Raw genomic sequence first — 20,519 nt, forward strand, 5'->3', positions numbered from 1 at the left:
GACCGCAAAGGTCGGAATTGGTTAAATTTTGTGCTATATTTCGCGCCCGCGATTTTTCATCTCAACACCGGTCATCGTCATGCAAACAGCCAAGCCGTTATTTGACTATCCCAAGTACTGGGCCGAATGCTTCGGTCCAGCGCCATTCCTGCCCATGAGCAGGGAGGAGATGGATCAGCTTGGCTGGGATTCGTGCGACATCATCATCGTTACCGGTGATGCCTACGTCGATCACCCGTCTTTCGGCATGGCAATCATCGGCCGGCTGCTGGAGTCCCAGGGCTTTCGCGTCGGGATCATTGCCCAGCCCAACTGGCAGTCCAAAGACGACTTCATGAAGCTCGGCGAGCCGAACCTGTTCTTCGGCGTCGCGGCCGGCAACATGGACTCGATGATCAACCGCTACACCGCCGACAAGAAAATCCGCTCTGACGACGCCTACACCCCAGGCGGCATGGCCGGCAAACGTCCGGACCGCGCAAGCCTGGTGTACAGCCAGCGTTGCAAGGAAGCCTACAAGAACGTGCCGATCGTACTCGGCGGTATCGAGGCTTCCCTGCGCCGCATCGCTCACTATGACTACTGGCAGGACCGTGTGCGCAACTCGATCCTGATCGATGCCGCTGCCGATATCCTGCTGTACGGCAACGCCGAGCGGGCCATCGTCGAAGTGGCCCAGCGCCTGTCCTGGGGCCACAAGATCGAAGACATCACCGATGTGCGCGGCACTGCGTTCATTCGCCGTGACACGCCTGAAGGCTGGTATGAGGTGGACTCCACGCGTATCGACCGTCCGGGCAAGATCGACAAGATCATCAACCCGTACGTGAACACCCAGGACACCCAGGCCTGCGCCATCGAGCAGGAAAAGGGCCCGGTTGAAGATCCGGACGAAGCCAAGGTCGTACAGATCCTGGCCAGCCCGCGCATGACCCGCGACAAGACAGTGATCCGCCTGCCATCGGTAGAAAAGGTCCGTGGCGACTCGGTGCTGTATGCCCACGCCAACCGCGTGTTGCACCTGGAAACCAACCCCGGCAACGCTCGCGCCCTGGTGCAGAAGCATGGTGAAGTGGACGTGTGGTTCAACCCGCCGCCCATTCCCATGACCACCGAGGAAATGGACTACGTGTTCGGCATGCCTTACGCACGTATTCCCCATCCGGTGTACGGCAAGGAAAAGATCCCGGCCTACGACATGATCCGTTTCTCGGTGAACATCATGCGCGGCTGCTTTGGTGGCTGCACGTTCTGCTCGATCACCGAACACGAAGGCCGGATCATCCAGAACCGTTCCGAAGAGTCGATCATCCGCGAAATCGAAGAGATTCGTGACAAGGTACCGGGCTTTACCGGTGTGATCTCCGACCTCGGCGGGCCGACCGCGAACATGTACCGCATCGCCTGCAAGAGCCCGGAAATCGAATCCGCGTGCCGCAAGCCGTCCTGCGTGTTCCCGGGCATCTGCCCGAACCTGAACACGGATCACTCCTCCTTGATCCAGCTGTACCGCAGCGCCCGTGCCTTACCGGGTGTGAAGAAGATCCTGATTGCTTCCGGCCTGCGTTACGACCTGGCGGTGGAATCTCCGGAGTATGTGAAAGAGCTGGTGACTCACCACGTCGGTGGTTACTTGAAGATCGCCCCGGAACACACCGAGGAAGGTCCGCTCAACCAGATGATGAAACCGGGCATCGGCAGCTATGACAAGTTCAAGCGCATGTTCGAGAAGTACACCAAGGAAGCAGGCAAGGAGCAGTACCTGATTCCGTACTTCATCGCCGCCCACCCGGGTACCACCGATGAAGACATGATGAACCTGGCCCTGTGGCTCAAGGGTAACGGCTTCCGCGCTGACCAGGTGCAGGCGTTCTACCCTTCGCCGATGGCCACGGCCACGGCTATGTACCACTCGGGCAAGAACCCGCTACGCAAGGTCACTTATAAGAGCGACGGCGTAACTATCGTCAAGAGCGAAGAGCAGCGTCGTCTGCACAAGGCTTTCCTGCGCTACCACGACCCGAAAGGCTGGCCGGTGTTGCGTGAAGCCTTGACCCGCATGGGCCGTGCCGACCTGATCGGGCCGGGCAAGGACCAGTTGATCCCGCTGCACCAGCCGGCCACCGACAACTACCAGAGTGCCCGTCGCAAAAACTCGACGCCGGCGGGTAGCCACAAGGTCGCCAAGGAAGCCACCACCAAGATCCTCACCCAGCACACCGGCCTGCCACCCCGTGGCAGCGACGGCAGCAATCCTTGGGACAAACGCGAACAAGCCAAGGCCGCTGCGATGGCCCGCAACAAACAAGCCGCCAAGGAACGTACCGACGCGGCCAAGGGCAAAGGCAAGAAGCCAGTCCGCAAGCCGGTTGTGCCGCGTTGATCGCTGCCTGAAACCACAAAACGCCAGCCTTCGTGCTGGCGTTTTGCTTTCTGGCGGGTGGGTGGTCGGTTTGTTAAGGTGGCGCCTATTCGAACACCGTCACTGTAGGAGCGAGCTTGCTCGCGATGGTCGTTAAGATGACGCGCAAAGCCTGACTGCCCGCGGCGAACTCAGGTTTTTCGCGAGCAAGCTCGCTTCTACAGTCGTGCAGTTATTTCAAGGAAGAGTACGTATGAGCAGCCCCCTGCTTGGCATTGGTATGGACCTCAACCGCTCGCAGTTCATGGCGCGCCAGCGCATCGAAAGCCAGATCAACCTGCCACGCCTGTTTGCCGCCATCGACGCCGATCCAGGTATTGTCGGCGCCGGTGTGGTGTATATCGATGCCGACTTCAATGTCGTGACCCTGCGCGAATTCAAGCCTATCTGCAGCATCAAGCCCAAACGCATCATTTTGCGCGAGGCGCAGAAGTACATTGCGCCGGCGCAGTTTGCCGAGCAAGTGACCAGCAATCCGCGTGAGTCCCGTTTGATAGGAGAGGCTGTCAATACGACCCTATCCTGTGCCGGTGCGATTCTGGGCTGGATCGTGGTGTTCAGTGGCACAGTCGCAGTGCCGTTTACGGCCGGGGCGAGCCTGGTTGTGACCGGGATCGGTGCTACGGCGGCAGCGGCCAGTACTGTGCAGTGTGTGATTGGGGGAACGAGAACGTATAACGAACTCAATGATCCGACGGCCAACGACGATATGGACAGTGAGGATTGGTATCGCTACGCAATGCCGGTATTGGATTCCGTCTCGCTGCTTGGCGCCGGAGCCTCTACCCTGACCACCCTGCGACTGTTGCAGGCCAGAAAGGCCACTACTGGCAGAAGTTGGTACGAACTTTCCAAGGGGCTGACCCGCCAGCAGCGTAAAGCGCTCACCAAGGAGTTGTTAAGCCTGAAAGATCCGAGCCTGAGCAATAAACTTTTAAAGCTGCGCCAGCGGCCAGGTGGGCTGGTCAAACGTTATTCCGCGACTGAAATCAACCACGCGACAGTGACGCAGATTCGGGATTCTCTGGGGGCCGCCATTGGCTTTGCCGGCAGTTCCTTTTCGGGGAATATTCGTACTATTGCGGTTGGTTTGTACGAGGAGCTTGAATGATGGCGCACCAAGACTCTCTGAAGGCTTTTCTGGCCCAGTATTTTCCGGCATTCATCTGTGCCTTTTTTCTCGCCTGCTTTTCCCTTTCCGCCACTATTTCATTGGTCGCCAGTACTTATTTTCGCGGTGACCCCGGTAGGGCGCGTTATTCATTCCTGGCAGCTGTAGTGTTAGGACTACTCCTTGCGCTCAGTCATTTCGTCATGATCCGAGGGCGGGCATGGGGTGTTTGGGTCATCGTTATTTTTTACCTGGTGTGCTTTCTTACGGTTCTCTCTACTTATGGCTATCGACCGCATATGGCCGCTTATGTGACGGGCTTACTGTTTCCTCTACTGGGAGGGTGGTTGCTTAACAGTCGACGTCATCGTGAAATGCGCGCTCAATTATTGATGCTGCGCCAAATGCGTCAGGCTGCTAAAACCTCCGGCAGGTCCCGGTAATTAGAGATGAGAGATGTGCCTGCTTCGAACAGTTTTCTCGCCAGCTATTTCCCGGTGTTCATGGGCACGATCTTCATGGCAATTTTTTCTGGCTCCGCCGCTGTTTCCTTGGCGGGTGTGACTTATTTGCGTGGTGTTGATCCCTCGCTCAAGACCAACTCCTCCGGGCTGGCGATCCTGGTGCTGGTCGCAGTGCTGGTATTTGGTAACGTCATGATCGCGCGAGGGCGCCCGTGGGCCGCCGGGCTGGTGGCGGGCTATCTGGGGAGCAGCCTGTTATTTGTGGTGCCGATGATTCAGTACCACCCTCACATGCTGATCTATTGCTCGGCTGTCCTCTTTCCGTTGTTAGGGTTGCTATTGCTCAACAGCAAGAGCCACCGTGAAATGCGCGCAAAACTGCTGGAGATTCGCCACCGGCGGCAGGCCGTGAAAGCTCAGCACAAAAAGCGCTAGCTCAACAAAAAACACTGGGTAGATTCGCCGGGCGGATGAGCTCAAAAGTATCGCAACGGGTTTATATGAGGAAATCAACGAATGGATGACCTTCACACGCTTCGTGATTTTTTCAGGCAGTCCTTCCTCACTTTTTTGGTCGGAATCTTTGCCGCTTACTGCTCCTTGGCGTTTGCTACGGCACTGGCCTTTGTCACCTATTTTTGTGATGCCTCTATCGGCGACGGCACGGGTGTTTCAATCTTTCTCGCTGGGGCGCTACTGGTGCTGTTAACAGTCCACAGCAACTTTATGATTCTGCGGGGCAGACCCTTATGGGTATGGGTATGGGTCATGGTGATGATCTATCTGGGGTGCTTTCTGTTTGTCTTGTCTATGATCCAACTCCATACACACAGGATTGTTTATTGGCTGGCGCTGGTCTTTCCTTTGTTCGGGTTGCTGACGGTCAATAGTGTCGGCCAGCGCAAGATGCGCGAGACACTCGTGAAGATCCGCCACTTGCGCCAAGCCGCAATTGCCGAACACAAGTCTCGATAAACGTATCGTTTTGCTTTCCCTCGGGTGAATTGCCCAAGCGTTTCACACCTACTCAGATCAAGCACGCAACCGTCACGCAGATAAAGGACGCCTTGGGGGCTTCTATCGGATTAACCGGAAGCGCGATTTCGGGAAATGTTCGAACCCTTGCTGTAGGCCTGTATGAGGAGATTGACCAGTGAATGATGAGCTGAGTATCCGGGCGTTCCTGTCCACGTATTTCCCGGTTTTTATGGGCGCAATATTTGCGTCGGTATTTTCCCTGGTTTTTGCTGTGCCGTTGTTTTTTGACAGCTACTTTCGAAATTTACCGTTGGCCGACAATGCCAAATACTCTTTCCTGGGTGGAATTGCGCTCACAGTGGTCATCGTGCATTGCAACTTCATGATTGCACGTGGGCGACCGCAATGGGTGTGGCCATTAGTGGTGCTGTTGGGGCTTTGTTTTTTGGGTGTATTGCCCACCATTGAGTACCGACCGCATAAGTTGATTTACGGTTTGAGTGCGTTTCTTCCATTGCTTGCTCTGCTATTGCTCAACAGCAAGCGCCACCGCGAAATGCGCGCAAAACTGCTGGAAATCCGCCACTTGCGCCAAGCCGCAATTGCCAAACACAAGTCTCGATAAACGGCCGATGCTTCTGTAGGAGCGAGCTTGCTCGCGAAAAACCTCAACGATAACGTGTGCATCCAGGATAAACGCGTCGCCTATGTGTTCTTCGCGAGCAAGCTCGCTCCTACGATGCGGGGGGATTTTGAGTAGTGCGGGGGATGTCGTTGGGGTGTTGTGACAGATGATCGTTCCCACGCGCGGGAACGATCATCAGGAGGGTCTCAGGCCTCGGGCGCCTGATCTTTCGGTGCTTCGGTCTCGTCAGTTGCCACTTCACCTTCTGCATCCGGGTTCAGTGCGCCAGCTTCTTCATCGGCTGCAGCTTTCTTGCGTTGCAGCTTTTCCTCTTTCTTCTGTTCCTTGGCCAAGTCTCTCTGACGTTTGGCGAAGGAGTAATTAGGTTTTGCCATGGGCGATCCTCTGGGGTCGAAGGTGAGGTTGAGCGGCGCGTATTCTGCCTTTAATCGTGTCCCAAGGGTTAATCGGTTTTTTGATCCGTCCACTTGGCTGGCGATTTGCTCATTTGCAGCATGTCACGACGAAGCGCCAGGGCGAAACCTTAACTGAGATTAAACCTCGCGCGGGGGCGTTTGGCAGGTACCGCTGGCACCACAGGCGTAAGCGGCAAGCAAGCTGCGAAGCAGGCTGTTGAAGTGCATGGCTCGAGACTCCGTAGGAATGACAAACTGATCATAGGCGGGCAATGAGCATTACGCTGTTTGATTGTTTCGATCAGTCTGATAGCCTAAAGTTGTATACAATTTGTTGATGCAGATCATGGGATATTTGCTCTGTATCAGGCAATCTTCCCGTTATTCGGATTTTGTTAACCCAGTCTTGGAGATTCACATGTTTGCCAAACTCGTTGCCGTTTCCCTGCTGACCCTGGCTAGCGGCCAGTTGCTTGCTGCAGAGTGCAAGGTCACCGTCGACTCTACTGACCAGATGTCCTTCAACACCAAGGAGGTCACGATCGACAAGAGCTGCAAAACGTTCACCGTTGAGCTGACTCACTCTGGCAGCTTGCCGAAGAATGTCATGGGCCATAACTGGGTGTTGAGCAAAGAAGCCGACATGCAGCCGATCGCGACTGACGGCCTGGGCGCAGGCATTGACAAGGATTATCTGAAAGAAGGTGATGCTCGAATCATCGCCCATACCAAGCTTATCGGCGCCAAGGAAACCGACTCGGTCACCTTCGACGTATCGAAACTGTCGGCTGACGAAAAATACGGCTTCTTCTGCTCCTTCCCAGGCCACATCTCGATGATGAAAGGCACTGTGACCCTGAAGTAATCAGGACACGAGCATAAAAAAGCGCCGTCACAGGCGCTTTTTTGTGGGTGGTCAGTTAAACCGAGCCATCGTTCGTCGCAGGCAAGCCTGTCTGGCGCTAGAGAGCGGCCTGGCTCACCTCACGGCGCAAACGGCATCACCCGCTTGTGTTCGGTCTTGCGGTAGGTGTCGCAGATGATCTTGAACGCCTCTTCACGCACTGGCTCGCCGTGAAGGAACGCATCAATTTCGGTATAGGTCACGCCATGGGACGCTTCATCCGGCTTGCCTGGCGACAGGTCTTCCAGGTCGGCCGTCGGGACTTTCTCCACCAGCGATTCGGGCGCGCCCAAGTGCCGCGCAATCGCTCGCACCTGGTTTTTCACCAACCCGCTCAAGGGGGCCAGGTCGCAGGCGCCATCACCGAACTTGGTGAAAAACCCCATTACCGCTTCCGCTGCGTGGTCGGTGCCTATCACCAGGCCGCCGGCTGCGCCGGCGATGGTGTACTGCGCCACCATGCGCATCCGTGCCTTGGTATTGCCCAGCACGAAGTCCCGGGAGACCGCGTGCTTGCCTTCAAACGCGGCAACTTCATTGGCCAGGGCCTTGACCGCCGGGCCGATGTTCACCGTATGGCATTCGTGCGGGGCGATAAAATCCACCGAGGCCTGGGCGTCGTGTTCGTCGAACTGGGTTTCGTAGGGCAGGCGTACCGCGATAAAACGGTAGGCCTGGTCGCCATTACGCGCGCGCAACTCTTCCATTGCCCGCTGGGCCAAAAGGCCGGCGGTCAGGGAGTCGACGCCGCCGCTGATGCCCAGCACCAAGGTCTTGAGCCCCGAATTGATCAGGCACTCCTGGATAAAGGTAATGCGCCGGGCAACCTCCGCCTCCAGGGCGGCCTGGTCTTTGAACGGCGGTTGGACCTTGAGCTGTTCAGCAATCTCACGCTGTACGGCTTGCATGATTCATTCCTCGCTGGATTGGGCAGGTACTTTGAAAACGTGGCGTAAATAAGCGGCGAAGTTCGGATCCGTGCAGTGGGTCTTGCCCGCTTCATCGGAGATCTTCGCCACGGGCTGGCCATTGCAGGCGGTCATTTTAAGCACGATGCTCATGGGCTCCACACCTGGAATATCACAGGTCAGGTTGGTGCCGATGCCGAAGCTGACATTGATCCGACCGCGCAGCGCCCGGAAAATCTCCAAGGCCTTGGGCAGCGTCAGGCTGTCGGAGAACACAAGGGTCTTGCTCATCGGCTCGATCCCCAGCTTGTGATAGTGGGCGATGGCTTTTTCTGCCCACAGCACCGGGTCGCCGGAGTCGTGGCGCAGGCCGTCGAACAGCTTGGCGAAGTACAGGTCGAAGTCGCCGAGGAAGGCATCGGTGGTGATGCAATCGGTCAGGGCGATGCCCAGCAGGCCACGGTATTCACGAACCCAGCAGTCGAGGGCGGCAATCTGGCTGTCGATCAGCCGTGGCCCCAATTGCTGGTGGGCCATGATCCACTCGTGGGCCATGGTGCCCAGGGGCTTCATGTCCAGCTCGCGGGCCAGGTGCACGTTGCTGGTGCCGACAAACCGCCCGGGGAAGTCGTGCTTGAGCACGTTGACCACTTCTTCCTGAACCCGGTATGAGAAGCGCCGACGGGTGCCGAAGTCAGCTACCTGCAACTCCGACAGTTCGTCGCTGCTGGCGTTGGCGGTGAGCCAATCGAACTTGCGGTACAACTGCTCGCGGGCCTGTTCGAGGATTACGCTCTGGTAACGGTAGCGGTTACGCACCTCGCTGACGATGGCCAGCATCGGCACTTCAAACAAGATTACATGCAGCCACGGCCCGCGCAGGCGGATAAACAATTCGCCGTTTTCGATACCGGTCTGCACGTAGCGCAGGTTGAAGCGAAACAGGCCGAGGAAGCGCAGGAAGTCCGGCTTCATGAAACTGATGCGTTCCAGGAAACCCAGTTGATCCGGGCTCAGGCTCAGCTCGGCCAGGCGTTCGATCTGGTAGCGAATCTCCGCGAGGTAAGGGCGCAGATCTTCACTGTTGCGGCAACGGAACTCCCATTCAACTTCCACATTGGGGTAGTTGTGCAGCACCGCCTGCATCATGGTCAGTTTGTAGAAGTCGGTGTCGAGCAAGTTCTGCACGATGCGATCGGCAAACACACTCTCGCTCATAACGGGAATCTCCAGACAGGTTGGCGATGGGCGCCGACCTTTACGCACAATTAAGGAATGGCACTAGTGGCGCATAGACGCGGGTCGGTTTGCCAGTGTTTTTTTTGTGCCGCCACTGACGCTATCGCGGGCAAGCCCGGCTCCCACAGGAGAATGCATTGCAAATGTGGGCGTTGGCTTGTCGAATCGTCGCACCGCTGTGCTAGCGATATTCCAGTCATAAACAATCAAGCGGTTTAAACCTGCTCCATCATCCACCGTACAAAATCCCGCACCTTGGGCACTTCTGCCGAATGCTCGGGATAGGCCAGGTAATAGGCATCCTGGCTCGGCATTGCATGCTGCCAGGGGATCACCAGCTTGCCGTCGGCCAACTCCTCTTCCACCAGGAACCTTGGCAGCAGCGCCACACCGCAGCCCACTTGCGCGGCGCGGATGCACATATAGAACGTATCGAAACGCGGCCCGTGGTAGCTGTGTTCGGTGTGGTAGCCCTGGCTGGCGAACCATTCATGCCAGCCCTGGGGACGGGAGGCGTTTTGCAGCAGTACCAGGTCGCTCAGTTGCGTCGGGTCGGCGAAGGGTTGCGCAGGCAAACTGTCTGGTGCGCATACAGGTACCAGTTCTTCGCTGAACAGTTTCAGGCTTTCGGTGCCGGGTCGTGAGCCTTGGCCGAAGTAAAACGCCAGGTCGGCCTTGCCTTGCAGCAGATCGTCCGGCTCTTGTTCGTTGCACAGGTCCAGGTGTATCTGCGGGTGACGCAGCCGCCAGCCCTTGAGGCGCGGCACCAGCCAGCGGGCGCCGAAGGTGTAGGGTGTCGAGACCCGTAGCACCTCGGTCTCTCCGCCGTAAGAGCGTAGGTAGTGGGTAGACATCTCCACCTGGGTAAGGATCTTGCGCACCTCTACCAGATACAGGTCGCCCGCCGGGGTCATCTGCAAGCGGCGGCGTACTCGACGGAACAGCAGGTGCTGCAGCAAGTCTTCCAGCTGCGCCACCTGCTTGCTGACGGCGCTTTGCGTCAGGTTCAGCTCTTCGGCGGCGCGAGTGAAGCTCAGGTGGCGGGTAGCGGCTTCGAAACACTGCAGGGCGGTGATCGATGGCAAATGTCTTTTATTCAGCACGGCGTGCCTCGTTTTCTTTTTGCATGAATAAACGGAATGATATCTCGCCTAATCGTCGTTTGTTGGCAAGTCTTGGGCCAGCTACAAATAAGGTCTGGATCGCCTTGTGAAGGGCGGCGCATATTTTCGTTTGTAGTTGGAAGGAGAAACCCATGGTTGCCGCATTGCTTGATCGTCTCGGGGTAAACCCGGCACTGTACCAGTCGGGGAAACAGCCCGTGCATTCGCCCATTGATGGCAGCCTGATCGCCAGTGTGCACTGGGAAGGAGCGGCTGAGGTGGAGCAGCAGGTCAGTCGTGCCGAGCATGCATTCGAGGCCTGGCGTAAGGTGCCGGCGCCGCGACGTGGCGAACTGGTACGCCAATTCGGCGAAGTGCTGCGTGAGTATAAAGCCGACCTGGGCGAGTTGGTGTCCTGGGAAGCCGGCAAGATCACTCAGGAAGGCTTGGGTGAAGTACAGGAAATGATCGACATTTGCGACTTCGCTGTAGGCCTCTCCCGCCAGTTGTACGGTTTGACCATCGCTTCCGAGCGTCCAGGCCACCACATGCGTGAAACCTGGCACCCATTGGGTGTTGTGGGAGTCATCAGCGCCTTCAACTTTCCGGTCGCGGTGTGGGCGTGGAACACCACCCTGGCCCTGGTGTGTGGCAACTCCGTTATCTGGAAGCCGTCGGAAAAGACTCCGCTCACGGCCCTGGCTTGCCAGGCGCTGTTCGAGCGCGTACTGAAGACGTTCAGCGATGCTCCCGAGTATTTGAGCCAAGTCATCATCGGTGGTCGCGATGCTGGCGCCGCGCTGGTGGACGACCCGCGTGTCGCGCTGATCAGCGCCACCGGCAGCACCCGCATGGGGCGCGAAGTGGCGCCGAAAGTCGCTGCGCGTTTTGCCCGCAGTATCCTCGAGTTGGGCGGCAATAATGCGATGATCCTCGGCCCGAGCGCCGACCTGGACATGGCCGTGCGCGCCATTCTGTTCAGCGCGGTCGGGACTGCCGGGCAACGTTGCACCAGCCTGCGTCGCCTGATCGCCCATGACTCGGTAAAAGAAGAAATTGTCACCCGCCTCAAGGCTGCCTACTCCAAGGTGCGCATCGGCCACCCATTGGAAGGCAACCTGGTGGGCCCGCTGATCGACAAGCACAGTTTCGAAAACATGCAGGACGCCCTGGAGCAGGCATTGAGCGAGGGCGGCAGAGTTTTCGGCGGCAAACGTCAGTTGGAAGACCAATTCCCTAATGCCTACTACGTGTCGCCGGCGATCGTGGAAATGCCGGAGCAGAGCGATGTGGTTTGCACCGAGACCTTCGCGCCGATTCTGTATGTGGTCGGCTATACCGATTTCGCCGAAGCCTTGCGCCTGAACAACGCCGTGCCGCAGGGATTGTCTTCGTGCATCTTTACCACCGACGTTCGGGAAGCCGAGCAGTTCATGTCGGCGGTAGGCAGCGACTGCGGCATCGCCAACGTCAACATCGGCCCGAGCGGCGCGGAAATCGGCGGCGCATTTGGCGGCGAGAAAGAAACTGGCGGCGGGCGTGAGTCGGGCTCGGATGCGTGGCGCGGGTATATGCGCCGGCAGACCAATACCGTGAACTACTCGCTGGAGTTGCCGTTGGCGCAAGGCATTACGTTCGACTGAGTGCGCTGATCGCTCCCACGCTTTGCGTGGGAGCGCATCCTGTGACGCTAGGCGTCATGATTTCAACAGTGGACGCAGAGCGTCCAAGGCAGCATTCCCACGCAGAGCATGGGAACGATCAGTGGTGTATTCATCCCGGAGTCTGGCAATGCCTTTACGCGAAGCATGTTTGTGGGAGGAACTGACTCCTGGCCGGCCGGATCGCGCCGCGTTGAACGGCGAGGTGAAGGTCGATGTGTGTGTGATCGGCGCCGGGATCACCGGATTGTCGGCCGCCATTCACTTGTTGGAGCAAGGTAAAAGCGTCTGTGTACTGGAGGCCCATCGTACCGGCCATGGCGGTTCGGGGCGTAACGTAGGGCTGGTCAATGCCGGGATGTGGATTCCCCCGGATGAGATCGAAGCCGGTTTTGGCGAAGCGGTGGGCAGCCAGCTCAACCGTATGCTCGGCGCGGCGCCGTCACTGGTGTTCAGCTTGATCGACAAATACGGTATCGATTGCCAGCTGCGCCGCGAGGGCACCTTGCACATGGCGCACAATGCCCGTGGCGAAGCGGATTTGCGCAGTCGTGAAGAACAATGGAAACGCCGTGGTGCACCAGTGGAGCTATTGACCGGCACCGCTTGCGAACAGGCCATCGGTACCCGGAAGATCGGCGTCGCCTTGCTTGATCGGCGCGCCGGCACCTTGAACCCGATGGCCTACACCAGTGGTTTGGCCAACGCTGCCGTGGGCCTCGGTGGGCAGTTGTTTGATCATTCTCCCGTCACTCAACTGGAGCGTCAGGGGCAGCACTGGTCTGTGCAAACTACCCAGGGCGCGGTGCAGGCCGAGCAAGTGGTGATCGCCTCCAACGCCTACACCGAAGGCGAGTGGACCGAGTTGCGGCGCAATTTCTTTCCCGGTTATTACTACCAAGTGGCTTCGGCCCCATTGACCGATGAGGCCGCGCAACAAATCCTCCCCGGTGGTCAAGGTTCCTGGGATACGCGGCAAGTCCTCAGCAGCATTCGTCGCGATGCCGATGGCCGGTTGCTGCTGGGTAGCCTGGGTAACGGTAGCCAGAAACCCGCCTGGTTTCTCAAAGCCTGGGCCGATCGAGTGCAGCGGCACTACTTTCCCCATCTCAAGACGGTGCAGTGGGAGTTCACCTGGACGGGCTGTATTGCCTTCACTCCGGACCACCTGATGCGCCTGTTCGAACCGGCACCCGGCTTGGTGGCCGTCACCGGTTACAACGGGCGAGGGGTAACCACCGCCAGTGTGGTGGGCAAAGCCTTCGCCGATTACTTGTGTCACCAGAATCCCCAGGCCTTGCCGATTCCTTTCGCGCCGATGCAGCCGCTGGTCGGAGCGGGCCTGCGCAGTTGCTTATATGAGGCGGGTTTTTCCTTGTATCACGCTGGGCAATGCCTGCGGATTGTCATCTGATCAGCGAAATAGCTGTAAGAAGACGGCATTTTCTTAGCAGGCTATGAATCTGTATTGGTGCGAGTCGTAGCATTGGCGCACTGTAAATGTGCAGTTCCGTTACGCCTGTGGTTACAGATCCAGAGGCTGTCGTTTATGGGGCGGGTTGCAATGCTTGTGAGGGCGGGTTGCGCTTTCTTGGTCTGTTGGTGGCGCCTGCGCAAGCTAAAGGGTTGCACGTCTAATTGAAAGGAGTCGAAACGCTTGTAATAACAATGACACGGTGTCTTTTTGAATAATGAAAACGTACTGGCACGGGGCTTGCTCTTGGCTTTTAGGTGAAAGTTTGAAGTGAAGTTGCTTTTTATTTGTTGAAGAAATACCAATAAACAAAAAAACTCGGAGCACCACCTCATGTCCCAGACGTTTTACAAGAAAGGTTTTCTGGCCCTCGCAGTGGCTACTGCATTGGGTGTTTCTTCGTTTGCTCAAGCTGATGTGAAGATTGGCGTAGCGGGGCCGATGACCGGTGCCAACGCGGCGTTCGGTGAGCAGTACATGAAAGGCGCCCAGGCGGCCGCCGATGTCATCAACAAGGCGGGCGGGATCAACGGCGAACAAATCAAGCTGGTGGCGGGCGACGATGCTTGCGAGCCCAAGCAGGCCGTGGCCGTGGCCAACCGCCTGGTTGACCAGGACAAGGTGATTGGCGTGGTCGGGCACTTTTGCTCCTCGAACACCATTCCAGCCTCCGAGGTGTATGACGACGCGGGTGTGATTGCGATCACCCCAGGGTCTACCAACCCGCAAGTGACCGAGCGCGGTATGGGGGCGATGTTCCGTATGTGTGGTCGTGATGACCAGCAAGGCATCGTCGCTGGCGACTACATCGTCGATGTGCTCAAAGGCAAGAAAATCGCAGTGATCAACGACAAGGACACCTACGGTAAAGGCTTGGCTGACGCCACTGCGGCGCAGTTGACCAAGCGCGGTGTCAAGCCTGTGCTGGAAGAGGGCTTGACCCGTGGCGAGAAAGACTTCAGCGCCCTGGTCACCAAGATCCGCTCCCTGGGCGCCGACGTCGTGTACTTCGGTGGCCTGCACCCGGAAGCCGGTCCATTGGTTCGCCAAATCCGTGAAGCCGGCCTCAAGGACGTCAAGTTCATGTCCGATGATGGTGTCGTGACTGACGAGCTGGTGACGACTGCCGGCGGTGCGCAGTACGTGGATGGGGTCTACATGACCTTTGGCGCCGACCCGCGCAAGCTGGCGGATAGCAAGACCGTGGTAGACGCGTTCCGCAAAAGCGGCTACGAGCCTGAAGGCTACACCCTCTACGCTTATGCCTCGCTCCAGGCCCTGGCCGCCGGCTTCAATGGCGCTAAATCCAACAAAGGCGAAGACGCCGCCAAGTGGCTGAAAGCCAACCCGGTGAAAACCGTCATGGGCGAGAAGACCTGGGACGCCAAGGGCGACCTGAAAATCTCTGATTATGTGGTTTACCAATGGGACAAGGATGGTAAATACCACCAGTTGGAAAAACAGAAGTGATCTGAGAGTCTGAACTGACTGCAGAACCCTTGTAGGAGCGAGCTTGCTCGCGAAGAACGTTAACGATAACGCGTGCATCCTGGATGCACGTATCGCTCTCCGGTTTTTCGCGAGCAAACTCGCTCCTGCAGGGGAGGGCAGTCCAGTTGCTAAGCCTCTGTTTTCCTCCTAGAAGCGCCGCACACCTTGCATGTGTAGGCGCTCACTGCGTGAGATTGCGTTATGGATGGTATTTTCCTGCAGCAACTGGTCAATGGCCTGACCCTCGGGTCGGTTTATGGCCTGATCGCCATCGGCTACACAATGGTCTATGGCATCATCGGCATGATCAACTTCGCCCACGGCGAGGTTTATATGATTTCCGCTTACCTCGCGGCAATCAGTCTGGCTCTGCTGGCTTGGTTCGGTATCGAATCCTTCCCGTTGCTCATTCTCGGCACCCTGGTATTCACCGTAGTAGTCACTGGCGTTTACGGTTGGGTCATCGAACGTGTCGCCTACAAACCGCTGCGCAACTCCACCCGCCTGGCGCCGTTGATCAGTGCCATCGGTATTTCCCTGATTCTGCAAAACTACGCACAGATCGCCCAAGGCGCCAAGCAACAAGGGATTCCCACCCTGCTGGCAGGTGCCTGGCGAGTCGATATTGGTACCGGGTTCGTGCAACTGACGTACACCAAGGTGTTTATCCTGGTGGCGGCCTTCGCCGGGATGGCGTTGCTGACCTACATCATCAAGTACACCAAGCTAGGCCGCATGTGCCGTGCCACCCAGCAAGATCGCAAGATGGCCTCGATCCTCGGTATCAACACTGACCGGGTGATCTCCTACGTATTCGTTATTGGTGCAGCCATGGCCGCCCTGGCCGGCGTGTTGATCACCTTGAACTATGGCACGTTCGACTTTTATGCGGGCTTCATCATTGGCATCAAGGCGTTTACCGCAGCGGTACTCGGTGGCATCGGTTCCCTGCCTGGGGCCATGCTCGGCGGGATCATCCTCGGCATCTCCGAGTCGCTGTTCGCCGGTTTGATCAACTCTGACTACAAAGACGTGTTCAGTTTCTCACTGCTGGTGGTGATTCTGATTTTCCGTCCCCAGGGCCTGCTCGGTCGCCCACTTGTGGCGAAGGTATAAACATGTCTGCAGCCAAATCTATCGATATCAAGAAAAGTGTGGTTGATGCGGTCCTCGCCGGGCTGATTTCACTGATCGTGTTCGGCCCGATCGTCGGCGTGGTCCTCGACGGCTACAGCTTCAACCTGCAACCGGCCCGCGTTGGCCTGCTGGTTGCCATCGTGATGGCCGGGCGTTTCGCCATGAGCCTGTTCCTGCAAACGCCCAAGGGCCTGAGGATTCTCCAGGGCTTCGAAAGCACCGGTTCCGGCGTGCATGTGCTGGTGCCAGACTACAAGTCACGGCTGCGCTGGATCATCCCCGCACTGATCGTGATTGCCATCGTCTTCCCGTTCTTTGCCAACAAATACTTGCTGACGGTGGTGATTCTCGGGCTGATCTACGTGTTGCTGGGCCTGGGCCTGAACATCGTGGTGGGCCTGGCCGGGCTGCTCGACCTGGGTTACGTGGCGTTCTATGCCATCGGCGCCTACGGCCTGGCCCTGGGTTATCAGTACCTGGGCCTGGGCTTCTGGACGGTGCTGCCGTTGGCGGCCATCGCCGCGGCGCTGGCCGGATGCATACTCGGCTTCCCTGTGCTACGAATGCACGGGGATTACCTGGCCATCGTGACCCTGGGTTTCGGTGAAATCATCCGCCTGGTATTGAACAACTGGCTGTCGTTTACCGGCGGTCCGAACGGTATGCCGGTGCCCTCTCCGACCTTCCTCGGCCTGGAGTTCGGGCGCAGGGCCAAGGAAGGCGGGGTGCCGTTTCACGAGTTTTTCGGCATCGCTTACAACCCCAATGTTAAATTCCTGTTTATCTACATTGTGCTGTTTATCGTGGTGCTGTTGGTGCTGCACATCAAGCATCGCCTGACCCGCATGCCAGTGGGCCGAGCTTGGGAAGCCTTGCGCGAAGATGAAATCGCTTGCCGTTCCATGGGTCTGAACCACGTACTGGTCAAGCTCTCGGCGTTCACCATTGGTGCTTCCACTGCCGGTTTGGCCGGGGTGTTTTTCGCCAGCTATCAAGGCTTCGTCAACCCATCGTCATTTACCTTCTTTGAGTCGGCGCTGATCCTCGCCATCGTGGTGCTGGGCGGCATGGGCTCCACGGTCGGGGTGGTGATTGCCGCGTTCGTGCTCACGGTGGCGCCGGAGCTGCTGCGCAGCTTCTCCGAATACCGTGTGCTGTTGTTCGGCGTACTGATGGTGGTGATGATGATCTGGCGGCCGCGCGGCCTGATCCGTATCAGTCGTACCGGTGTCACGCCACGCAAGGGGGTCGCGCCATGAGCAAGGAAGTGGTTCTCAGCGTGGAAAAACTGATGATGCACTTCGGTGGCATCAAGGCCTTGAGTGATGTGAGCCTCAAGGTCAAGCGCAACTCGATCTTCGCCCTGATCGGTCCCAACGGTGCGGGCAAGACCACGGTGTTCAACTGCCTGACCGGTTTCTACAAGGCCACCGGCGGCAAGATCGAACTCAATGTGCGGGGCAAGCAGACCAACGTCATCCAGTTGCTCGGCGAGCCCTTCAAGCCCACTGACTTTATTTCGCCCAAAAGTTTCATCAGCCGGGTGTTCTACAAAATGTTCGGCGGTACTCACCTGGTGAACCGGGCAGGCCTTGCCCGCACCTTCCAGAACATTCGCCTGTTCAAGGAAATGTCGGTGGTGGAAAACCTGCTGGTGGCCCAGCACATGTGGGTCAACCGCAACATGCTGGCGGGTGTTCTCAACACCAAGGGCTATCAGAAGGCCGAGAGCGACGCCCTCGACCACGCCTTCTATTGGCTGGAGGTAGTGGACCTGGTGGACTGCGCCAACCGCCTGGCTGGCGAGCTCTCCTACGGCCAGCAGCGCCGTCTGGAAATCGCCCGCGCCATGTGCACCCGGCCGCAAATTATCTGCCTGGACGAACCGGCAGCCGGTCTGAACCCCCAGGAAACCGAAGCCCTCAGCGCGATGATTCGCTTGCTGCGCGACGAGCATGATTTGACAGTGGTACTGATCGAACACGACATGGGCATGGTAATGAGTATTTCCGACCACATCGTGGTGCTCGACCACGGCAACGTCATCGCTGAGGGTGGCCCGGAAGCGATCCGTAATGATCCGAAAGTGATCGCCGCTTACCTGGGCGCGGATGAAGAGGAGTTGGTATGAGCGAACCCATCCTCGAGTTGAAAGACCTGGACGTGTTCTACGGACCAATCCAGGCCCTGAAAAAAGTCTCGCTGCACATTAATGAAGGGGAAACCGTCAGCCTGATCGGCTCCAACGGCGCGGGCAAATCCACGTTGCTGATGTCGATATTTGGCCAACCACGGGCCGAGTCCGGGCAAATTCTCTATCGTGGTGTGGACATTACCCAGAAATCGACCCATTACATCGCGTCCAACGGCATTGCCCAATCGCCGGAAGGCCGACGGGTTTTCCCCGACATGACGGTCGAGGAAAATCTCCAGATGGGCACCATCCCCATTGGCGACAAGTTCGCTGATGAGGACATGCAACGTATGTTCGAGTTGTTTCCTCGGCTCAAGGAGCGGCGCAATCAGCGGGCGATGACCATGTCTGGCGGCGAGCAGCAAATGCTCGCCATTGCCCGGGCATTGATGAGCCGGCCCAAGTTGTTATTGCTCGATGAGCCGAGCCTGGGGCTGGCGCCGATTGTGGTGAAGCAGATCTTCGCCACCCTGCGGGAGTTGGCAACCACCGGGATGACTATCTTCCTGGTGGAGCAGAACGCCAACCATGCATTGCGTCTGTCTGATCGGGCGTATGTGATGGTCAACGGCGAAATCCGCCTCACCGGGACCGGCAAGGAGTTGCTGGTCAATGAGGAGGTGCGTAACGCCTACCTCGGCGGGCACTAAGTCGGGGTGGTGTGAGCCGCTGCCGAAGAATGAGGCTGCGATGCGTGTCCGCAGGGCTGCCCTTAGGGCCGCTGCGCAGCCCATCGCAGTTTCGTACCTCGGCAGCGGCTACAGGTAACCCGTGCGCATATTTTTTGTACCATCCGAAGGCTTTCGCCAAATTGTGGAAAACAAATCTGGGCACCTCCCAAAGCGCGACATATAGCCGCCGCAAATCCCTGTTTTGTCACAGTTTTGACTTGTCCCCACGGACTGTGGAACTGGCTGTGGGTAACGTGGGAGTAGCTGGCTGGAAGCCTTTGGCTACGCGGCTTTCAGCGTCATGGTTGTTTTTTGATCAGGGGCTTTTTCAGGTTCTTCCTACGGAGTTGTCAACCTGTACAAAGACACAGGTATATGACAAAAAAATCACCCTCCGACCTGTGGATAAGTCTGTGACTAAACTCTGGAAAGACTCCCGCAGGGGGCGCAATTACTGGCCTGGAGCCATCCTCTTGATTCCTTCATGCGCAATAGACCTACATACGCCTGGGCCAAGGTCAAGCAAAAAACTTTTAGAAACGCGCTGAAAGCCTTGTACTCAGCGGCTTGGCGGGTTTTGTACTTGCCCCCAAAGACTGTGGACGGGGCTGTGGATAAGGTGCGTGTATATGGCTGCAGGCCACGATTTATATGGCTTTTAAGCGGTTGGTTGTTTTTTGTACAAGGCTGTCGGGCGGGTGGGTATTTCGGTTGCCGCCAAGACGGTGTGCGGGCATTCTGCTCGCTGGTTTTTTATCTCACTGGCTGCGCGAAGCCCTGCAAGGAGAACATCATGTCCAACACGCTATTTATTACCGGTGCAACTTCCGGTTTTGGCGAGGCCTGTGCCCGGCGTTTTGCCGAGGCAGGCTGGAAGCTGGTGCTGACCGGGCGTCGTGAGGAGCGTTTGAACGCGCTGTGCGCCGAGCTTTCACAGCAGACTGAAGTCCACGGCCTAGTGGTGGACGTACGTGATCGCAAGGCCATGGAAGAGGCTATCGCCAACCTGCCACCCTCTTTCAGCAAGCTGCGCGGGCTGATCAACAATGCAGGCCTTGCCGTGGGCACGGACCCGGCACCCAAGTGCAACCTGGACGATTGGGAAACCATGGTCGACACCAACGTCAAGGGCTTGCTATATGCCACCAACCTGCTGTTGCCACGCCTGATTGCTCATGGGCGCGGTGCCGGGATCATCAACCTGGGCTCCATCGCTGGCAACTATCCTTACCCGGGCAGCCACGTGTATGGCGCAACCAAGGCTTTCGTCAAACAGTTTTCCCTGAACCTGCGTTGCGACCTGCAAGGCACCGGTGTACGCGTGACCAACATCGAGCCGGGCCTGTGTGAAAGCGAGTTTTCCCTGGTGCGTTTCGGCGGTGACCAGGCGCGGTATGACGCCACGTACTCGGGCGCCGAGCCCATCCAGCCACAAGACATTGCCGACACGATCTTCTGGGTACTCAACACCCCGGCACACGTGAACATCAACCGCCTGGAGCTGATGCCGGTCAGCCAGACCTGGGCGGGCTTCACCATTGAGCGCGGCGCTAAGGGTTAATCTGTAGCCGCTGCCGAGGCACGAGGCTGCGATAAGGGCCGAAGGACCTTCACCTAGGGCCGCCTCGGCCGAACGCGACTCCATGGCAGTGACACATTAGTCAATAAGCACCCTTGCTGTTTTATGTAGTTATAGCGGCAACTTGACGCGGAAAAATCGT

The 20,519-nt window shown here is 57.8% G+C and carries 19 protein-coding genes and 1 pseudogene; 16 read left to right on the forward strand and 4 right to left on the reverse strand.

Annotated features, from left to right (window positions below; translation table 11 throughout):
* The first annotated feature begins 79 nt into the window (after window positions 1-79).
* The 7 genes and pseudogenes from GIR22_RS05970 to GIR22_RS05995 all read left to right on the forward strand — a co-directional run bounded on the left by GIR22_RS05970 (window position 80) and on the right by GIR22_RS05995 (window position 5,600).
* Window positions 80-2,383, forward strand: a complete 2,304-nt coding sequence (locus GIR22_RS05970; protein ID WP_154742428.1) for a YgiQ family radical SAM protein — start codon at window positions 80-82, stop codon at window positions 2,381-2,383.
* A gap of 232 nt (window positions 2,384-2,615) precedes the next feature.
* Window positions 2,616-3,533: an Ssp4 family T6SS effector gene (gene ssp4, locus GIR22_RS05975; protein WP_154742429.1), complete on the forward strand. Its 918-nt coding sequence runs from the start codon at window positions 2,616-2,618 to the stop codon at window positions 3,531-3,533.
* Window positions 3,530-3,976: a hypothetical protein gene (locus GIR22_RS05980; protein ID WP_178122110.1), complete on the forward strand. Its 447-nt coding sequence runs from the start codon at window positions 3,530-3,532 to the stop codon at window positions 3,974-3,976. The genes ssp4 and GIR22_RS05980 overlap by 4 nt, the downstream gene beginning before the upstream one ends.
* 6 nt (window positions 3,977-3,982) lie before the next feature.
* Complete coding sequence (locus GIR22_RS05985; protein WP_154742430.1) at window positions 3,983-4,432, forward strand: hypothetical protein; 450 nt, start codon at window positions 3,983-3,985, stop codon at window positions 4,430-4,432.
* Window positions 4,433-4,513: 81 nt separating this feature from the next.
* Window positions 4,514-4,972, forward strand: a complete 459-nt coding sequence (locus GIR22_RS05990; RefSeq protein WP_154742431.1) for a hypothetical protein — start codon at window positions 4,514-4,516, stop codon at window positions 4,970-4,972.
* 20 nt (window positions 4,973-4,992) lie between these two features.
* Window positions 4,993-5,154, forward strand: a pseudogene (locus tag GIR22_RS26285) (NAD synthetase); the annotation flags it as partial.
* Window positions 5,151-5,600 (forward strand): hypothetical protein, encoded by a 450-nt coding sequence (locus GIR22_RS05995; protein ID WP_178122111.1) that lies wholly within the window; start codon window positions 5,151-5,153, stop codon window positions 5,598-5,600. The pseudogene GIR22_RS26285 and the gene GIR22_RS05995, both read left to right, overlap by 4 nt.
* 206 nt (window positions 5,601-5,806) lie before the next feature.
* Here GIR22_RS05995 and GIR22_RS06000 read toward each other — a convergent pair whose 3' ends face one another.
* The gene (locus GIR22_RS06000; protein WP_154742432.1) at window positions 5,807-5,995 is read right to left on the reverse strand and encodes a hypothetical protein; all 189 of its coding nucleotides are present in this window, start codon (window positions 5,993-5,995) and stop codon (window positions 5,807-5,809) included.
* A gap of 439 nt (window positions 5,996-6,434) precedes the next feature.
* Between GIR22_RS06000 and azu the strand changes: the two genes are divergently transcribed.
* Complete coding sequence (azu, locus tag GIR22_RS06005; RefSeq protein WP_154742433.1) at window positions 6,435-6,881, forward strand: azurin; 447 nt, start codon at window positions 6,435-6,437, stop codon at window positions 6,879-6,881.
* Window positions 6,882-7,000: 119 nt separating this feature from the next.
* On the opposite strand, the gene nadE is transcribed toward azu, so the two are convergent.
* From nadE to GIR22_RS06020, 3 genes are all read right to left on the reverse strand, one after another.
* Window positions 7,001-7,828 (reverse strand): ammonia-dependent NAD(+) synthetase, encoded by an 828-nt coding sequence (gene nadE / locus GIR22_RS06010; protein ID WP_154742434.1) that lies wholly within the window; start codon window positions 7,826-7,828, stop codon window positions 7,001-7,003.
* A 3-nt stretch (window positions 7,829-7,831) separates the two neighbouring features.
* Complete coding sequence (pncB, locus tag GIR22_RS06015; protein WP_154742435.1) at window positions 7,832-9,046, reverse strand: nicotinate phosphoribosyltransferase; 1,215 nt, start codon at window positions 9,044-9,046, stop codon at window positions 7,832-7,834.
* Between the two features lie 236 nt (window positions 9,047-9,282).
* Window positions 9,283-10,170, reverse strand: a complete 888-nt coding sequence (locus GIR22_RS06020; RefSeq protein ID WP_178122112.1) for a LysR substrate-binding domain-containing protein — start codon at window positions 10,168-10,170, stop codon at window positions 9,283-9,285.
* A 152-nt stretch (window positions 10,171-10,322) separates the two neighbouring features.
* Between GIR22_RS06020 and amaB the strand changes: the two genes are divergently transcribed.
* The 8 genes from amaB (at window position 10,323) to GIR22_RS06060 (ending at window position 20,359) form a co-directional block, all read left to right on the forward strand.
* On the forward strand, window positions 10,323-11,813 hold the full coding sequence (amaB, locus tag GIR22_RS06025) for an L-piperidine-6-carboxylate dehydrogenase (protein ID WP_154742436.1): 1,491 nt from the start codon (window positions 10,323-10,325) through the stop codon (window positions 11,811-11,813).
* A gap of 148 nt (window positions 11,814-11,961) precedes the next feature.
* On the forward strand, window positions 11,962-13,245 hold the full coding sequence (amaA, locus tag GIR22_RS06030; RefSeq protein ID WP_154742437.1) for an L-pipecolate oxidase: 1,284 nt from the start codon (window positions 11,962-11,964) through the stop codon (window positions 13,243-13,245).
* Between the two features lie 393 nt (window positions 13,246-13,638).
* Window positions 13,639-14,775, forward strand: a complete 1,137-nt coding sequence (locus GIR22_RS06035) for a branched-chain amino acid ABC transporter substrate-binding protein (RefSeq protein WP_154742438.1) — start codon at window positions 13,639-13,641, stop codon at window positions 14,773-14,775.
* Between the two features lie 222 nt (window positions 14,776-14,997).
* Window positions 14,998-15,912, forward strand: a complete 915-nt coding sequence (locus GIR22_RS06040; RefSeq protein WP_154742439.1) for an ABC transporter permease subunit — start codon at window positions 14,998-15,000, stop codon at window positions 15,910-15,912.
* Window positions 15,913-15,914: 2 nt separating this feature from the next.
* A complete protein-coding gene (gene livM, locus GIR22_RS06045) occupies window positions 15,915-17,192 on the forward strand; it encodes a high-affinity branched-chain amino acid ABC transporter permease LivM (RefSeq protein ID WP_154742440.1) in 1,278 nt (425 codons plus the stop codon).
* Entirely contained in the window at window positions 17,189-18,064 is an 876-nt protein-coding gene (locus GIR22_RS06050; protein ID WP_154742441.1) for an ABC transporter ATP-binding protein, read from the forward strand. The genes livM and GIR22_RS06050 overlap by 4 nt, the downstream gene beginning before the upstream one ends.
* Window positions 18,061-18,777: an ABC transporter ATP-binding protein gene (locus GIR22_RS06055; RefSeq protein WP_154742442.1), complete on the forward strand. Its 717-nt coding sequence runs from the start codon at window positions 18,061-18,063 to the stop codon at window positions 18,775-18,777. The genes GIR22_RS06050 and GIR22_RS06055 overlap by 4 nt, the downstream gene beginning before the upstream one ends.
* Before the next feature lie 814 nt (window positions 18,778-19,591).
* Window positions 19,592-20,359, forward strand: a complete 768-nt coding sequence (locus GIR22_RS06060; RefSeq protein WP_154742443.1) for an SDR family oxidoreductase — start codon at window positions 19,592-19,594, stop codon at window positions 20,357-20,359.
* Window positions 20,360-20,519 lie beyond the last annotated feature (160 nt).

The organism is Pseudomonas karstica, from assembly GCF_009707515.1.
GTDB classification, from domain to species: domain Bacteria; phylum Pseudomonadota; class Gammaproteobacteria; order Pseudomonadales; family Pseudomonadaceae; genus Aquipseudomonas; species Aquipseudomonas karstica.

Bases quoted from the DNA above. Each gene is read 5' to 3' on its own strand.
- GIR22_RS05990 (WP_154742431.1), top strand. From the start codon at position 4,514: ATGGATGACCTTCACACGCTTCGTGATTTTTTCAGGCAGTCCTTCCTC.
- azu (WP_154742433.1), top strand. From the start codon at position 6,435: ATGTTTGCCAAACTCGTTGCCGTTTCCCTGCTGACCCTGGCTAGCGGC.
- pncB (WP_154742435.1), bottom strand. From the start codon at position 9,046: ATGAGCGAGAGTGTGTTTGCCGATCGCATCGTGCAGAACTTGCTCGAC.
- GIR22_RS06035 (WP_154742438.1), top strand. From the start codon at position 13,639: ATGTCCCAGACGTTTTACAAGAAAGGTTTTCTGGCCCTCGCAGTGGCT.
- nadE (WP_154742434.1), bottom strand. From the start codon at position 7,828: ATGCAAGCCGTACAGCGTGAGATTGCTGAACAGCTCAAGGTCCAACCG.
- GIR22_RS06040 (WP_154742439.1), top strand. From the start codon at position 14,998: ATGGATGGTATTTTCCTGCAGCAACTGGTCAATGGCCTGACCCTCGGG.
- livM (WP_154742440.1), top strand. From the start codon at position 15,915: ATGTCTGCAGCCAAATCTATCGATATCAAGAAAAGTGTGGTTGATGCG.
- GIR22_RS06000 (WP_154742432.1), bottom strand. From the start codon at position 5,995: ATGGCAAAACCTAATTACTCCTTCGCCAAACGTCAGAGAGACTTGGCC.
- GIR22_RS05970 (WP_154742428.1), top strand. From the start codon at position 80: ATGCAAACAGCCAAGCCGTTATTTGACTATCCCAAGTACTGGGCCGAA.
- GIR22_RS06055 (WP_154742442.1), top strand. From the start codon at position 18,061: ATGAGCGAACCCATCCTCGAGTTGAAAGACCTGGACGTGTTCTACGGA.
- amaA (WP_154742437.1), top strand. From the start codon at position 11,962: ATGCCTTTACGCGAAGCATGTTTGTGGGAGGAACTGACTCCTGGCCGG.
- ssp4 (WP_154742429.1), top strand. From the start codon at position 2,616: ATGAGCAGCCCCCTGCTTGGCATTGGTATGGACCTCAACCGCTCGCAG.
- GIR22_RS06060 (WP_154742443.1), top strand. From the start codon at position 19,592: ATGTCCAACACGCTATTTATTACCGGTGCAACTTCCGGTTTTGGCGAG.
- GIR22_RS06050 (WP_154742441.1), top strand. From the start codon at position 17,189: ATGAGCAAGGAAGTGGTTCTCAGCGTGGAAAAACTGATGATGCACTTC.
- GIR22_RS05980 (WP_178122110.1), top strand. From the start codon at position 3,530: ATGATGGCGCACCAAGACTCTCTGAAGGCTTTTCTGGCCCAGTATTTT.
- GIR22_RS05985 (WP_154742430.1), top strand. From the start codon at position 3,983: ATGAGAGATGTGCCTGCTTCGAACAGTTTTCTCGCCAGCTATTTCCCG.
- amaB (WP_154742436.1), top strand. From the start codon at position 10,323: ATGGTTGCCGCATTGCTTGATCGTCTCGGGGTAAACCCGGCACTGTAC.